This window comes from Roseinatronobacter thiooxidans (genome assembly GCF_001870675.1).
GTDB classification, from domain to species: domain Bacteria; phylum Pseudomonadota; class Alphaproteobacteria; order Rhodobacterales; family Rhodobacteraceae; genus Roseinatronobacter; species Roseinatronobacter thiooxidans.
The window spans coordinates 105,052-119,277 of sequence record NZ_MEHT01000044.1 but is presented as its reverse complement, the minus strand read 5'-3'; the positions used below and the strand labels follow the sequence as shown (position 1 = coordinate 119,277).

Annotated in this window: 15 protein-coding genes; 9 read left to right on the top strand and 6 right to left on the bottom strand. The window is 60.1% G+C overall.

Annotation, left to right across the window (positions count from 1 at the left end):
• Positions 1-2,769, top strand: a complete 2,769-nt coding sequence (gene fdhF, locus BG455_RS12875; protein ID WP_071470393.1) for a formate dehydrogenase subunit alpha — start codon at positions 1-3, stop codon at positions 2,767-2,769.
• 33 nt (positions 2,770-2,802) lie between these two features.
• On the opposite strand, the gene BG455_RS12870 is transcribed toward fdhF, so the two are convergent.
• Positions 2,803-4,122, bottom strand: a complete 1,320-nt coding sequence (locus tag BG455_RS12870) for a DEAD/DEAH box helicase (protein ID WP_084386390.1) — start codon at positions 4,120-4,122, stop codon at positions 2,803-2,805.
• A gap of 213 nt (positions 4,123-4,335) precedes the next feature.
• Positions 4,336-4,692 carry a hypothetical protein gene (locus BG455_RS12865; protein WP_071470600.1) on the bottom strand — a complete coding sequence of 119 codons (357 nt, stop codon included), beginning with the start codon at positions 4,690-4,692 and terminating at the stop codon, positions 4,336-4,338.
• Positions 4,693-4,901: 209 nt separating this feature from the next.
• Here BG455_RS12865 and BG455_RS12860 point away from each other — a divergent pair, with 209 nt between their 5' ends.
• On the top strand, positions 4,902-5,108 hold the full coding sequence (locus tag BG455_RS12860) for a cold-shock protein (protein ID WP_071470391.1): 207 nt from the start codon (positions 4,902-4,904) through the stop codon (positions 5,106-5,108).
• 20 nt (positions 5,109-5,128) lie between these two features.
• Here BG455_RS12860 and BG455_RS12855 read toward each other — a convergent pair whose 3' ends face one another.
• A complete protein-coding gene (locus BG455_RS12855; protein WP_071470599.1) occupies positions 5,129-5,452 on the bottom strand; it encodes an arsenate reductase family protein in 324 nt (107 codons plus the stop codon).
• 121 nt (positions 5,453-5,573) lie between these two features.
• Between BG455_RS12855 and BG455_RS12850 the strand changes: the two genes are divergently transcribed.
• Positions 5,574-6,167: a thymidine kinase gene (locus BG455_RS12850; protein WP_071470390.1), complete on the top strand. Its 594-nt coding sequence runs from the start codon at positions 5,574-5,576 to the stop codon at positions 6,165-6,167.
• Here the strand turns inward: BG455_RS12850 and BG455_RS12845 are convergent.
• Positions 6,158-7,096, bottom strand: a complete 939-nt coding sequence (locus BG455_RS12845; protein WP_071470389.1) for an alpha/beta fold hydrolase — start codon at positions 7,094-7,096, stop codon at positions 6,158-6,160. The genes BG455_RS12850 and BG455_RS12845 overlap by 10 nt on opposite strands.
• The gene (locus BG455_RS12840; RefSeq protein WP_071470388.1) at positions 7,096-7,383 is read right to left on the bottom strand and encodes an SCP2 sterol-binding domain-containing protein; all 288 of its coding nucleotides are present in this window, start codon (positions 7,381-7,383) and stop codon (positions 7,096-7,098) included. The genes BG455_RS12845 and BG455_RS12840 overlap by 1 nt, the downstream gene beginning before the upstream one ends.
• 65 nt (positions 7,384-7,448) lie before the next feature.
• Here BG455_RS12840 and BG455_RS12835 point away from each other — a divergent pair, with 65 nt between their 5' ends.
• The 6 genes from BG455_RS12835 (at position 7,449) to BG455_RS12810 (ending at position 13,201) form a co-directional block, all read left to right on the top strand.
• The gene (locus BG455_RS12835; RefSeq protein WP_071470598.1) at positions 7,449-8,018 is read left to right on the top strand and encodes a tetratricopeptide repeat protein; all 570 of its coding nucleotides are present in this window, start codon (positions 7,449-7,451) and stop codon (positions 8,016-8,018) included.
• Positions 8,019-8,057: 39 nt separating this feature from the next.
• On the top strand, positions 8,058-10,799 hold the full coding sequence (locus tag BG455_RS12830; RefSeq protein ID WP_071470597.1) for a helicase-related protein: 2,742 nt from the start codon (positions 8,058-8,060) through the stop codon (positions 10,797-10,799).
• A gap of 4 nt (positions 10,800-10,803) precedes the next feature.
• Positions 10,804-11,181, top strand: a complete 378-nt coding sequence (locus tag BG455_RS12825; RefSeq protein WP_071470387.1) for an RNA-binding S4 domain-containing protein — start codon at positions 10,804-10,806, stop codon at positions 11,179-11,181.
• A gap of 71 nt (positions 11,182-11,252) precedes the next feature.
• Positions 11,253-11,591 (top strand): ferredoxin FdxA, encoded by a 339-nt coding sequence (fdxA, locus tag BG455_RS12820; protein WP_071470386.1) that lies wholly within the window; start codon positions 11,253-11,255, stop codon positions 11,589-11,591.
• A 221-nt stretch (positions 11,592-11,812) separates the two neighbouring features.
• Positions 11,813-12,322, top strand: coding sequence for a CarD family transcriptional regulator (locus tag BG455_RS12815; RefSeq protein ID WP_071470385.1), 510 nt, complete (start codon positions 11,813-11,815; stop codon positions 12,320-12,322).
• A gap of 138 nt (positions 12,323-12,460) precedes the next feature.
• Positions 12,461-13,201: a YebC/PmpR family DNA-binding transcriptional regulator gene (locus BG455_RS12810; protein ID WP_071470384.1), complete on the top strand. Its 741-nt coding sequence runs from the start codon at positions 12,461-12,463 to the stop codon at positions 13,199-13,201.
• Positions 13,202-13,318: 117 nt separating this feature from the next.
• Here BG455_RS12810 and BG455_RS12805 read toward each other — a convergent pair whose 3' ends face one another.
• The gene (locus BG455_RS12805) at positions 13,319-14,218 is read right to left on the bottom strand and encodes a DMT family transporter (RefSeq protein WP_071470383.1); all 900 of its coding nucleotides are present in this window, start codon (positions 14,216-14,218) and stop codon (positions 13,319-13,321) included.
• Positions 14,219-14,226 lie beyond the last annotated feature (8 nt).

Genomic DNA, 14,226 nt, shown 5'->3' with positions numbered 1-14,226 from the left:
ATGGTGACATTCACGTTAGATGGCCAAGAGGTCACAGCACAGGCGGGCCAGACGATCTGGGAGGTTGCCCATGGGCGCGGGCTGGTCATTCCGCATCTGTGCCACAAGCCTGCACCCGGCTACCGCCCCGATGGCAATTGCCGCGCCTGCATGGTCGAGATTGAGGGCGAGCGTGTGCTTGCCGCAAGCTGCATCCGCGAACCCGTGGATGGGATGGTGGTGCATACTGACACCACCCGCGCGACAACTGCGCGCAAGGCGGTGATCGAGCTTTTATTGGCCGACCAGCCAGAGCGTGCCGCCGCCCATGACCGTGGCAGCCAGCTGTGGGACATGGCCGAGGCTGCGGGGCTGCGCGAAAGCCGCTATCCCACGCTGGAGGCAGAGCGCATTCCGCTGCTGGATGACAGCCATGTGGCGATGCGCGTCAATCTGGATGCCTGCATCCAATGCGGGCTATGCGTGCGTGCCTGCCGTGAGGTGCAGGTCAATGATGTGATCGGCATGGCGGGGCGCGGGCATGATGCCTATCCGGTGTTCGACTTTGACGATCCCATGGGCGAGAGTTCCTGTGTGGCTTGTGGCGAATGCGTGCAGGCCTGCCCCACTGGCGCGCTGATGCCTGCGACTGTTCTTGATGATGCGCAACAGGGCGACAGCACGGATTTCGACCGCGCGGTGAAATCGGTTTGTCCGTTTTGCGGGGTGGGCTGTCAGGTCAGCCTGAAGGTGAAAGACGACAAGGTTATCTATGTCGAAGGCATTGACGGCCCTGCGAATGAGGGGCGGCTTTGCGTCAAAGGGCGGTTCGGCTTCGATTATATCCATCACCCCCACCGCCTGAGCGTGCCATTGATCCGGCGCGAGGGTGCAGAGAAGGGCTTGAATGTGGACCCCGGCAACTGGGCAGAGGTATTCCGAGAGGCCACATGGGACGCGGCACTGGAGGCCGCCGCCAAGGGGCTGGGGGGCTTGCGCGACACCCATGGCGGGCGCAGTGTTGCGGGCTTTGGCAGCGCCAAATGCACGAATGAAGAAGCCTATCTGTTCCAGCGCCTGATCCGCGAAGGGTTCGGGCATAACAATGTCGATCATTGTACGCGGCTGTGTCATGCCTCTTCTGTGGCGGCACTGATGGAGAATGTGGGGTCTGCCGCTGTGACGGCCACGTTCAACGAGATCGAGAATGCGGATGTGGCGATCGTGATCGGGGCCAACCCGATTGAAAACCACCCCGTTGCTGCCACCTATTTCAAGCAATTCACCAAGCGTGGCGGCAAGCTGATCGTGATGGACCCGCGCGGGCAGTCTTTGGCGCGCCATGCCACGCATATGCTGCAATTCAAGCCCGGTGCGGATGTCTCGATGCTGAATGCGATCATGCATGTGATCGTGGAAGAGGGGCTGTTCGACACCCAGTATATTCACGCCATGACCGAGAATTGGGACGCGATGCGCGCCCATCTGGCCGATTTTGCGCCCGAAAAGATGCAGGCGATTTGCGGCATTCCGGCGGATACCCTGCGCGCCGTCGCCCGCGAATTTGCGGGCGCGAAAGCGGGTATGATCTTCTGGGGCATGGGCGTCAGCCAGCATATTCACGGCACCGACAATTCGCGCTGTCTGATCAGCCTTGCGCTGATGTGCGGGCAGGTGGGGCGGCCGGGCACCGGGCTGCACCCGTTGCGCGGGCAAAACAATGTGCAAGGCGCATCCGATGCGGGGCTGATCCCGATGTTTCTGCCAGATTATCAGAGCGTTGCGGATGATACTTTGCGCGGAAATTTCAGCGCACTGTGGGGCGGGGCCGAGTTTTCAGCCGAAAAGGGTTTGACGGTTACTGAAATTCTGGATGCCGTGCATGAAGGCCAGATCAGGGGCATGTATATCTCGGGCGAGAATCCGGCCATGTCCGACCCCGATGTGGTGCATGCACGAGAGGCTTTGGCAAAGCTGGATCATCTGGTGGTGCAGGACATTTTCCTGACGGAAACCGCCAATTACGCAGATGTCATCCTGCCAGCGGCGGCGTTTTACGAGAAATCGGGCACGGTCACCAATACCAACCGCCAAGTGCAAATGGGCCGGCCCGCTGTGCCACCCCCCGGGCAGGCACGCGAGGATTGGGCGATCACGATAGAGCTTGCGCGCCGCTTGGGGCTGGATTGGGGCTTTACCCACCCGTCGCAAGTGTTTGCCGAGATGAAGCAGGGGATGGCAAGCCTTGAGAATATCACTTGGGAGCGGTTGGAGCGCGAGGGTGCAGTGACCTATCCATCGCTTACGCCGGACGATCCCGGCCAGCCGATTGTGTTTGCAGATGCGTTTCCGCGCGCAGGCGGGCGGGCAAAATTCACACCCGCCAGTGTGATTGCACCCGATGAATTGCCAGATGCCGACTACCCGATGGTACTGACCACAGGGCGACAGCTGGAACATTGGCACACAGGCGCGATGACGCGCCGCTCCAAGGTGCTGGACGCGGTCGAGCCAGAGGCGAATTGCTCGCTTCACCCGTCCACGCTACGCCACCTTGGGGTGGAGGCGGGCGGCATGGTGCGCCTGTCCACACGGCGCGGCAGCATCAGCGTCATGGCGCGGGCGGATCGGGCTGTCAGCCCCGACATGGTGTTTTTGCCCTTCGCCTTTGTGGAAGCGGCGGCGAATATCCTGACCAATCCGGCGCTGGACCCTTATGGCAAAATACCAGAGTTCAAATTCGCAGCTGTCCGCGTTGATGCTGTCACAGACACGGTGGCGGCAGAATAAAACAAGGGGCGCCAGTGGCGCCCCTTTTTCGGTTCAAGCTGATCTGCGTTGGCGGTCATTCGCGCCGCTGGGTTTGCCACCCGCGCCCGTGCGCTTGCCAAAGGTTTTCTGGCGTGGCTTGCGGGCTTGCCCGTCGCTGTCGCCATGGCGCGCGGGGCGTTGGCCGCCACCACCACCGCCATTGCGCTTGCGCGCGGCAGAGCGTGCGGGGCCTGCCAGATCATCTGCCCAAGGTGCACCACCCGCAATCGCCAGCGTGATTTTCATCAGCTTCTCGATTGCGCGCAGATCGCCCATTTCGGCGGGCGCGCACAAGGCCATTGCACGCCCCGATGCGCCCGCGCGCGCGGTGCGCCCGATGCGGTGAACGTAGTTTTCAGGCACTTCGGGCAGGTCGTAGTTATAGACATGGCGCATGTCGGGAATGTCGATCCCGCGCGCGGCCACATCGGTTGCGACCAGCACCTTGATCTTGCCTTCGCGGAAGCCCTGCAAGGTGCGCTCGCGCTGGCCCTGTGACTTGTTGCCATGAATAGAGCCTGCGGAGATTCCCCAGCCATTCAGCAGTTTCATCAGCTTTTCAGCGCCATGTTTGGTGCGCGAGAAGACCAGTGCAAGGTCTTCAGGGTGTTCTTTCAGATAGCCTTCCAGAACGCGCGCCTTGTCACCTTGGGGTACGAAATGCACGGATTGGTCAATCTTGTCCGCAGGTTTTCCGGGGGAGGAGACCTGAATACGCTCTGGCCGGTCCAGATAGGCATCGGCAATCTCGTTCATCTGCTTGTTCATCGTGGCCGAGAACATCAGCGTCTGGCGTTCTTTGGGCAGCAAGGCCGCAATCTTGCGCAGCGCATGGATAAAGCCAAGGTCCAGCATCTGGTCGGCCTCGTCCAGAACCAGCATTTGCGTGGCTTCCAGCGACAGCGCGCGGCGGTCCAGCAGGTCCAGCAGGCGGCCCGGTGTGGCCACCAGAATGTCGCAGCCTTTGGCCAGTTTCTGAATCTGGGGGCCAATGCCTGCGCCACCCACAACGCGCTGCACTTTCAGCGGTGTTTTCAGGGCAAACTTGTTCAGCGTTTCGGCAATCTGGTTGACCAGTTCGCGCGTTGGCGCAAGGATCAGCGCCTGAGTGGTCTTTGGTTCAGGGCGGCCAGCGCCCAGCAATGCATGCATGACAGGCAGGCCAAAAGCCAGCGTCTTGCCCGTGCCGGTCTGTGCCAGCCCCAGAAGGTCGCGGCCCTGCATGATCATCGGGATCGCGCGGGCCTGGATCGGGGTGGGGGTGCCAAAACCTTGGGCTTCAAGGCTTGTCATCAGCACCGGGCGCAGCCCGAACATGGTAAAATCAGTCAATATCTGTCCTCTCACGGCCTGCTTCAAACAGGCGCAATGCCCCTGAAGGCTCAGGGGCGGGTTTGGGGGCACATGGTCTATGCGCCGCCCCCCACGCGTGATGTCGGGAAGCTGTGGTCGGGCCTCATGCCCTGACTGCAACACTTAATCTAGCTCACGCGGCAAGTTGCAGATGTGTGCCAGATGGGGGATGCGCCCCGAAAAGTCAAGGTTTTAATGCGGATCAGGCTGGCGCGCGGCCAGCGCCAGAACACCTGCAAGCGCGCACATGGCAATGGGGAACATGGTGAACACCCCAAACCCGAAGGTGAAATACATCCCCGTGGCAGAGACCAGCAGCAACACCCCCGCCACCAGATTGACCGACCGCGCCATAGCCGCGCCCGCAATCGCCAGCACAGGGGCAAGCAGGCTCATCGTGCGGATCAGCGCCATATTCGCAACCCCGCCGGTAATGTCAGCCAATTCTGGGTAGCGAATCAGCAAATCCGTATATCCGAAGCTGAAAAACCCCACCAGCATGCCCCATAGCCCGCCGATAAGTCCCAATGTCAGGGCCGCGTTGCGCATCTTCTCAGCATCCTTCTGTATGGTGGGCAAAACTGCGTCATGTTGTGCAGATATGTCCAAAACCCTTGCGTTTTAACCTGTCTATGGCAAAATTTGGTGTGGGATGACAGACTTTCTAAGATGCCTCTGTTTTCGCAGCCGGCCAAGGAAGCTGGCTGAACGACCCGAGGGCAATTACGCCACGGGGACCGAGAACGAGGAGAAGACCTATGCCGACAGGCACAGTGAAGTGGTTTAATACATCCAAAGGCTACGGGTTTATTGCGCCCGAAGATGGCGGCAAGGACGTGTTCGTGCATATTTCGGCAGTTGAACGCGCGGGCCTGACAGGTTTGGCAGATGACCAGAAAATAGCCTATGAATTGCGCGCAGGCCGCGACGGGCGCGAATCTGCCAGCGATTTGAAATTGCTGTAACGGCTGCGCGCGATGGGGCGTTATGCTATACCAAGCGCCTTTTGCACATCGGCTTTCCAGCCCAGATAAAGCGCGCCATTTGCGCGAATGACAGGGCGTTTCATCAATGCCGGGTGCTGTGCCAGCAAGTCTTGCGGGGGTTGTTCTTTGGCGGCGTCATCCAGCCCGCGCCAAGTGGTCGAGGCACGGTTGATCAGGGCGTCGCCGAAAGCTGCCAGAAACTCGGTGCGTTCCTCTTGCGTCAGCGGCGCGGCGCGGATGTCGCGGAACTGGGCGTGTGGCATGGCCTTGATGGCCTTGCGGCATGTGTCGCATGTCTTGATGCCGTAGATTGTGGCGGTCATGGGCAGCACTCCTGTGTTTGAGGGGTGAATAAACCAGCCTGCCACACAGTGCCACAGCTTTCCTGCCACATCGCGTATCTGCACTTCCGGCCCTTGGGAAAAGCGGTTAATGCGCTGGACCATGGCCAAGCTGTATTTCCATTATTCGACCATGAACGCGGGCAAATCGACCGTGCTGTTGCAGGCTGCGCATAATTACCGCGAACGCGGCATGGTGCCTTTGCTTCTGACAGCCGCGTTTGACGACCGTGCTGGCCCGTCGCGCATTGCCTCGCGCATCGGGATTGGTGCGCCCGCGCAGACCTTCACCCCGGACAGTGACCTGTTCGACTGTATCGCCACCCACCTGCAAGACGGGCCGGTGCATTGTGTCTTTATAGACGAGGCGCAATTCCTGACCGAAGCGCAGGTCTGGCAACTGGCGCGCGCGGTAGATGATCTGGGTGTGCCGGTCATGTGCTACGGGCTGCGGGTGGATTTTCGCGGCCAGCTTTTCCCCGGATCGGCGGCGCTGCTGGCCTTGGCGGATGAGATGCGCGAAGTGCGCACAATCTGCCATTGCGGGAAAAAAGCCACGATGGTGGTGCGCATGGGGGCAGATGGCGCGGCACTGCAAGACGGCGCACAGGTGCAGATCGGCGGCAATGAGACCTATGTCTCGCTGTGTCGGGTGCATTGGCGCGAAGCGATGGGCGCGCGGCGCGATCAGGGTTGATGCGCGTCGAATAGCTCGATTGTAGCGCGCAAGAAAGCGTCGCGCGTGGCTGGCCGTTCCATCAGCAGTTCATGCAAGGCCCCGTCAAAAATTTCCAGCCGCCCCTGCGGCCAGTCGGCCATGCGCGCTTCAATCGCTTGCGGTGAAACCAGCATTTCCCGCGTTCCAAGCCCGCAAAATGCTGGAATATCGGGCGAGGGGGCCAGTTTCAGCGCTGCGATTTCGGCCAGCGCGGCGGCGACCCAGCGCAGACTGGGCGCGCCAAGGCGCAGCTCTGGCTGCGCCTGCACCTGCGCCTGCATCCAGTGATAGGTGTCAAAGTCGGCGGTCAGTTCGTTGGTATCAAACGGGTTTTCCCAAAGACGAAATTCAATCCCAGCGCCGGGTATTTCGCGCATATCCAGCCGTGTCAGCCGCAGCGCGCTGCGCAATACGCCAATGGCGCGTCTGGTCGCGCCCGTTAGCGGCAGGCCCCACATGGGGGCGCTGAAACTGACAGCGCGCCCGCCAAACCCCTGTGTCAGCGCACGCAGCGCGATACAGCCGCCCATTGAATGCGCCAGCACGAAGCGGGCCGCATCGGGTGCGTGTTCGTCCAATGCTGCACAATAGGCTGCGACATCTTGTTGATACAGCGCAAAATCGGCCACATCGCCCAATAGCGGGGTTGCGGGCAGGCGGTCGGACAAGCCCTGACCGCGCCAGTCGATGGCCGCCGCGCCGTACCCTGCCTGTGTCAGATCACTGATGACGCGGCCATATTTTTCGATAACTTCTGTGCGGCCCGGAAAAATTGCAACCATGCCCTTTGGCCCTTCGGGCCATAGCGCAAGGCGCAGCCGCGCCCCGTCTGCCGCTTGTGTCCAGATCACGCGCTGTGGTGGTGGCGCATCTGCAATTCCGGCGAAAAACGGGGCGGTGCTTTGCATCAACTTAGCGCGGCACCCAGCTTCATGGCCATGCCCATGTCGCCTTCGACCTTCAGCTTGCCGGACATGAAGGCCATGGTCGGGTTCACATCGCCCTCGATAATTCCTTGGAACGTCTCGGCATTGGCGATCATGGTGACCTCTGCGGCCTCGTCGCCCGCGCGCACGCCCGCTTCGTCGACCATGATTGTCCCTTCGCCCTCGATCTCGAATTTGGCGGTGCCGTCAAACCCGTCTGACAGGCGTTTGCTTAGCGCGGCGATGGCATGGGTAAGAATGTCGCTCATGATCTGCTCCGTTTTGTGATGATGCGCATATGGATTCGCGCATCAAATGCGCTACACTCCCCAATATGATCACGCGAACCGCTTTTCTCAATCCTGTCGTTGCGGCATTTGCCGGGTTTTTCATGCTTGCGCCTGCGCAGGCCAGCGATCTGCGCCTCTCGGACGAGGTGGCGAGTTTGCTGGAACAGTTGCGCGACCCCGATCTGGAAGGGTGGCACAGGATCGAGCGCCAGCTTGTCCGCCAGTGGTCGCGCTCTGGCTCTGCCAGTGCTGACCTGCTGTTGCAACGTGGCCGCGATGCGTTGCGCCGTGGCGACAGCGCGGCGGCGATTGAACATTTTACGGCCCTGATCGACCACGCGCCGGATTTTGCCGAAGGATACCATGCGCGCGCGACGGCTTGGTTCATGGATGGCAAGGTCGGGCGCTCGATCGCGGATCTGCAAGAAACCCTTAGCCGCAATCCGCATCATTTCTCTGCCCTGACAGGCTTGGGCCGCATTTTCGAGGATCTCTCCGAATTTGACCGCGCCCAGAAAGCCTATCTTGCCGCCGAAGCTATACACCCGCATCGCAATGACGTAAAAGCCGCGCTAGAGCGGTTGGAACGGCGTTTGGGCGGCATCACGCTGTAAACGGCGTAAGCACGACTTTAGGGGGTAGGGCAGATGAATATGCGCGCGCAGTCTCGGGCTGTTGCGGTGCTCGGTCCCACGAATACCGGCAAGACACATTACGCGATAGAACGCATGCTGGCCTATCGCACGGGCGTAATCGGCCTGCCGCTGCGCCTGTTGGCGCGCGAGGTGTATGACAAAATCCGCGCGCTGCGTGGCCCCGATTGTGTGGCGCTTGTCACAGGGGAAGAGCGGATCGTCCCCGACCGCACCCAATATTGGGTTTGCACAGTCGAGGCGATGCCACTTGAGATTGGCGCGGATTTCGTGGCCATTGACGAAATTCAGTTGTGCAATGACCCCGACAGGGGCCATGTTTTTACCGACCGCCTGCTGCATGCGCGCGGCTTGCATGAGACGCTTTTCATGGGGTCGGACACGATGCGGCCCGCCATCGCGGCCTTGGTGCCGGGCGTGCATTTTCAGCGCCGCGAACGAATGTCGCAACTCAGCTATTCGGGTTCAAAAAAGATAAGCCGCATGCCCGCGCGCAGTGCGATTGTGGGGTTTAGTGTCGAGAATGTATATGCCATTGCAGAATTGATCCGCCGTCAGAAAGGCGGCTGCGCAGTGGTGATGGGCGCGCTCTCGCCGCGCACGCGCAATGCGCAGGTCGAACTATACCAGAATGGCGATGTCGATTATCTGGTGGCGACCGATGCGATTGGCATGGGCCTGAACCTTGATATCAAGCATGTCGCCTTTTCTGCCACCCGCAAATTCGACGGGCGGCGGATGCGTCCGCTTGGCCCTGATGAACTGGCCCAGATTGCAGGCCGCGCCGGACGGTACCAGAATGATGGCAGCTTCGGTGTGACGGGCGAGGCGCGCCCCTTGCCCGATGAGGTGATCGAGGCCATCGAGAACCACCAGTTCCTGCCCGTGCGCAAGCTGCATTGGCGCAACGCGCGGCTGGAATTCGGCACGCCAGAGCGGCTGATCGCCTCGCTCGAGACGCATACGAATAACGACTGGCTGACACGCGCGCGCGATGCTGATGATGTGCAGGCGTTGAAGGCGCTGATCGACATGCCCGAGACGCGCGACAGGCTGCGCGATGCCCGCGACCTGCGCTTGTTGTGGGATGTCTGCCGCGTGCCCGATTTTCGCGGCATCTCAGCCGCCGAACATGCCGCCCTTCTGGGGCAGGTGTTCGAGTTCCTGCATGGCGCGGGGCGGATCGACACAGACTGGCTGGCGCGCAACATTCAGCGCATCGACCGAACCGATGGCGACATTGACGTGTTGTCGAAACGGCTGGCCTATATCCGCACATGGACCTATATCGCGCAGCGCAAAGGGTGGGTGGATGACGAAAAGCATTGGCGCGGGGCAACGCGCGCTGTAGAAGACCGCTTGTCAGACGCGCTGCATGCGCGATTGACGCAAAGATTTGTTGACCGGCGCACCAGCGTGTTGCTGCGCCGGTTGAAACAGAAGGAGAGCCTTGTGGCTGAGGTGAATGACAAAGGCGAAGTGACGGTCGAGGGTGAACTGATGGGGCGGTTGGAAGGTTTCCGCTTCCGGCAGGACCAGACCGCCAGCGCAGATGAAGCGAAAACACTGCGGCAGGCCTCTCTGGCGGCGCTGACGCCATTGTTCCACCTGCGCGCTGACAAATTCTACAATGCGCCCGATACCGAGTTCGACTTTACCGAACAGGGCGGGCTGATGTGGGGCGATTCGGCCGTGGGCAAGCTGGTGCGCGGCGATGATGCGATGCGTCCGCAGATTGCTGCCTTTGTCGATGATGAAGCGGGCCATGATGTCGCTGAAAAGGTGCGCCGCCGTTTGCAGCATTTCATCGATCGCAAGATTGCCGCCTTGTTCGAGCCGTTGATGAACATGTCACGCGACGAAACGCTGAATGGCCTGGCGCGCGGCATTGCCTTTCAGATGGTCGAAGCGATGGGCGTGATCCCGCGCGAACGCATTGCATCCGACATCAAGGCGCTGGATCAGGACGCGCGCGGATTGCTGCGCAAGCATGGGGTGCGGTTCGGGCAATATACGATCTTCCTGCCGCTGCTGCTGAAGCCTGCGCCAACACGGCTGCGTCTGGTCTTGCGCTCGCTGGCCGAGGGGCTGGACGAGTTTCCCGAAAGCCCGCCACCGGGGCTGGTGACGATACCGCATATTCCCGAAGTCCCCTCTGACCATTATATGATGGCGGGCTATCGCCCTGCGGGCGCGCGTGCGATCCGCATTGACATGTTGGAACGTCTGGCCGATCTGCTGCGCGCCTGCGACAGCCGGTCGGGCTTTGAAGCGACCCCCGATATGCTGTCGATCACCGGCACCACATTGGAGCAATTCGCCGATCTGATGGAAGGGCTGGGCTATAAAGCCGAGCGGGCAGAGCGTGTGAAGGCCAAGCCAGAGCAGCCAGCAGAGGGGGCAGAACCAGTGCTTCCCGATGCACAGGCCGCCGCGGAACCCGCTGAAACACAGTTGGCAGCGCCCGCGCCCGAACTTGCCCCCGAGCCGGTTGCAGAAGACCCGCCAGAGGTGTTCTTCACCTTCACTTGGGCACCGCGCCCGCGCAAGGACTCGCGCCCGCAACACAAGCCCCAGGACGCGCGGCCCAAGGGTGGCAAGCCCAAAGGCGCCAAGCCGAAGGGCAAAAAGCCGGAACCCAAGCGCGATTATGCGGCGCAAGCCGCCCCGCGCAAGTCTGACCGGATCGACCCTGACAACCCGTTTGCGGCGGCGTTGATGGGGTTGAAAACCAAAGGCTAAGCGCGTGACAGGCCCGCGCCCGACGCTGCGGCTGGACAAATGGCTTTGGCAGGCGCGGTTTGTGAAATCACGCGCGCTTGCATCCAAGCTGGTCGAAGGGCCGGGGGTGCGGGTCAATGCCAACCGCATCGCCAAGCCCGCCTATGCCGTGGGCGCTGGCGATGTTCTGACATTCGCGGTGGGGGAACGGGTTGTTGTGCTGCGCATATTGGCACTTGGCACCCGCCGCGGCCCCGCACCCGAGGCGCGCGCGCTCTACGAAGACCTCTCGCCACCGCCACCGCCCAAAGACCTGTCGCGCCCTGTTCCCGTTTCGGGCGGCCGCCCCGACAAACGCGACCGTCGCCGATTTGCCGCAGGGCTGCCAGATGCGCTTGATTGATTGCAGGGGCTGGATTATGTCCCCTGCGAACCCCATGCGCTTGCGCAGATACCCAGACTGAGGATGGCATCATGACCTATGTGGTGATCGACAACTGCATCGCCTGCAAATACACCGATTGCGTAGAGGTCTGTCCGGTAGACTGCTTCTACGAGGGCGAGAATATGTTGGTGATTCACCCTGATGAATGCATCGATTGTGGTGTATGCGAACCCGAATGCCCCGCCGATGCCATCCGCCCAGATACCGAGCCTGCGATGGAAGAATGGGTCGAGTTCAACCGGAAATATTCCGAAAAATGGCCTGTTATCATTACGAAGAAAGACCCGCTGCCCGAAGCGACCGAACGCGACGGAGAGACTGGCAAGCTGGACAAGTACTTCTCTGAAAACCCCGGAGAGGGCGGATAAGCGCGCTCTCTGCTCTCGATAGGGTGTCAGATAACTGTTACCAAGGTGCTTTGTTTTTCGGCAATTCTGTGATATAGAATCATACAGAATAGAAACCGTCTCGCATCGGCAGGTCTGCCAACTGCCGTTTTTTTATCGCCTTAATACCGTGTGTGACAGGAACCTAGGGGGGCCTGACTGCGTTATTTTGCCGTAATCGGGGCCTTGTGGGGAAGAACTGAATGTCGAAAATGAAAAAATCCGAGTTTCGTCCGAATGAATATGTTGTGTATCCTGCACATGGTGTTGGGCAGATTGTATCGATCGAGGAACAGGAAATTGCCGGGCTGAAGCTGGAACTTTTCGTTATTTCCTTCGAGAAAGAAAAAATGACCCTGCGCGTGCCAACGAATAAGGCAGTCACAGTGGGCATGCGTTCGCTCTCCTCGCCCGAATTGGTGAACAAGGCGCTTGCCACGCTGAAAGGCAAAGCCCGCGTGAAGCGGGCGATGTGGTCGCGCCGCGCACAGGAATATGAACAGAAAATCAACTCTGGCGACCTGTTGGCAATTGCCGAAGTGGTGCGCGACCTGCACCGCAGCGATGACCAGCGCGAGCAATCCTATTCCGAGCGTCAGCTGTATGAAGCCGCGCTGGAACGCCTGACCCGCGAAGTTGCCGCTGTTGTTGGCGGGGATGAAGCGATTGCCCAAAAGCAGGTCAATGACATGCTGGTGTCGCGCGCCGCGTGATGCGAGTTGCGAATTTATGAGGAAACGCCCGCATTTGCGGGCGTTTTTCATGTTTGACCGTGGCGCAGGGGGCTTGCTAGTGCCCATGGCACTGGTCTAAGACGCGCCCATAGCGTGGCACGAACGTCGGAGGATTTCATGGCAGGCCATTCCAAATGGGCCAATATTCAGCATCGCAAAGGCCGTCAGGACGCGGTGCGTGCGAAGCTTTTCTCGAAGCTCTCCAAAGAGATTACGGTCGCGGCCAAGATGGGCGATCCGGACCCTGACAAAAACCCGCGTCTGCGTCTGGCGGTGAAAGAAGCCAAGGCCGTCTCGATGCCCAAAGACAATATCGAGCGCGCGATCAAGAAATCGCAGGGCGGCGATGCCGAGAATTATGACGAAATCCGGTATGAGGGTTATGGGCCAAGCGGGGTTGCCGTGATCGTTGAGGCGATGACCGATAACCGCAATCGCACGGCGTCCAATGTGCGCTCGACCTTCTCTAAACATGGCGGAAATCTGGGCGAGACTGGGTCTGTTGCCTTCATGTTCGACCGCAAGGGGCAGGTGGTTTACCCGCTGGCTGTGGGCGATGCCGAAACGATCATGCTTGCGGCAATCGACGCGGGCGCGGAAGATGTCGAGACGGGCGAGGATGAGCATGTGATCTGGTGCGAGGACACTGATCTTGCTGCGGTATCTTCTGCATTGGAAGAGGCGTTGGGCGAGGCGTCCAGCACCAGACTGGTCTGGAAACCGCAGACCACGACCGAACTGGACCTTGATGGCGCGCGCGCATTGATGAAGCTGATCGACGCTTTGGAAGATGATGATGATGTGCAGAAAGTAACAGCCAATTTCGAGATGTCGGATGAGGTGATGGCCGAGTTGTGATGCAGGCGGGCACGGCTGGAAGCAATTTCAGAAAAAGCTGATAGACTTTTTCGGTTCGAAATTGCGGCAAACGAAAAGGTAAAGCATTTCGGTGTTTCAAGGAAAAACCGAAATGCTTTAGGGGGTGGGGGCCTCTCGTCGTGCCTGTTTGCGCAAGACCGCCTCGCGCCAGCTGATAAATACAACCGACGCCATAATGACCAGCCCCCCCAGAACGACGAACGCATCGACAGCTTCGCCAAACAGCAATGCGCCAAGGGCTACGGCCCAGACAAGTTGCAAAAAAGTTACCGGCTGGGTGATGGTTACAGGCGCGGCTGCAAAGGCAAGTGTCATGGCAAAATGGCCCGCCGTTGCAAATGCCGCGACCCAGAACAGCCAGAAAATTTGGGTGGCAGTCGGGGGTGTCCAGACTGCGGCGGCGAAAGGGGCCAGACAGATTGTCACGGTGATCGACAGCATCCCGACCACGACTGACGCATTGACCTGACCTGACATGCGTTTGGCCATCAGATAGGATGCCGCAAACAAGATCGCTGTGCCGATCATGGCGATATGCCCCGGCGAGATTTCGCGCAGGCCCGGGCGCAGGATGATGAGTGCGCCCATAAACGCCATAATCACCGCAATAATGCGCCGCAACGCCAGTTTTTCGCCCAGAAATAGCGCCGCGCCCAAGGTGATATAGATCGGCGACAGGTAATTCATGGCCGTCACCTCTGCCAAAGAGATTTGTGTCATCGCGTAAAACCACAGGACAACACCCAGCGCATGAAGGAACCCGCGCAGGCCAAAGAATGTCAGGTTCTCCCGTGTAAAGCGCACAGCGCGCAGCGAGGACAGCATGGGCAGCAAAAAAACCAGCCCCAAAAGATAGCGCAGGAATGCGGATTGCGCAGCGGGCATGTCATCGCCCAGATACTTGACCAAAGCAGTCACCGCGACAAAGCACAGGCCCGTCACGAACATCCAAAAGACGCCCAAGAGCGGGCGCGGCTCTGCTGATGTATTTATCATGTTCACTA

Bases quoted from the DNA above. Each gene is read 5' to 3' on its own strand.
- fdhF (WP_071470393.1), top strand. From the start codon at position 1: ATGGTGACATTCACGTTAGATGGCCAAGAGGTCACAGCACAGGCGGGC.
- BG455_RS12865 (WP_071470600.1), bottom strand. From the start codon at position 4,692: ATGCGCAACGCGGCCCTGACATTGGGACTTATCGGCGGGCTATGGGGC.
- BG455_RS12860 (WP_071470391.1), top strand. From the start codon at position 4,902: ATGCCGACAGGCACAGTGAAGTGGTTTAATACATCCAAAGGCTACGGG.
- BG455_RS12855 (WP_071470599.1), bottom strand. From the start codon at position 5,452: ATGACCGCCACAATCTACGGCATCAAGACATGCGACACATGCCGCAAG.
- BG455_RS12850 (WP_071470390.1), top strand. From the start codon at position 5,574: ATGGCCAAGCTGTATTTCCATTATTCGACCATGAACGCGGGCAAATCG.
- BG455_RS12845 (WP_071470389.1), bottom strand. From the start codon at position 7,096: ATGCAAAGCACCGCCCCGTTTTTCGCCGGAATTGCAGATGCGCCACCA.
- BG455_RS12840 (WP_071470388.1), bottom strand. From the start codon at position 7,383: ATGAGCGACATTCTTACCCATGCCATCGCCGCGCTAAGCAAACGCCTG.
- BG455_RS12835 (WP_071470598.1), top strand. From the start codon at position 7,449: ATGATCACGCGAACCGCTTTTCTCAATCCTGTCGTTGCGGCATTTGCC.
- BG455_RS12830 (WP_071470597.1), top strand. From the start codon at position 8,058: ATGCGCGCGCAGTCTCGGGCTGTTGCGGTGCTCGGTCCCACGAATACC.
- fdxA (WP_071470386.1), top strand. From the start codon at position 11,253: ATGACCTATGTGGTGATCGACAACTGCATCGCCTGCAAATACACCGAT.
- BG455_RS12815 (WP_071470385.1), top strand. From the start codon at position 11,813: ATGTCGAAAATGAAAAAATCCGAGTTTCGTCCGAATGAATATGTTGTG.
- BG455_RS12810 (WP_071470384.1), top strand. From the start codon at position 12,461: ATGGCAGGCCATTCCAAATGGGCCAATATTCAGCATCGCAAAGGCCGT.
- BG455_RS12805 (WP_071470383.1), bottom strand. From the start codon at position 14,218: ATGATAAATACATCAGCAGAGCCGCGCCCGCTCTTGGGCGTCTTTTGG.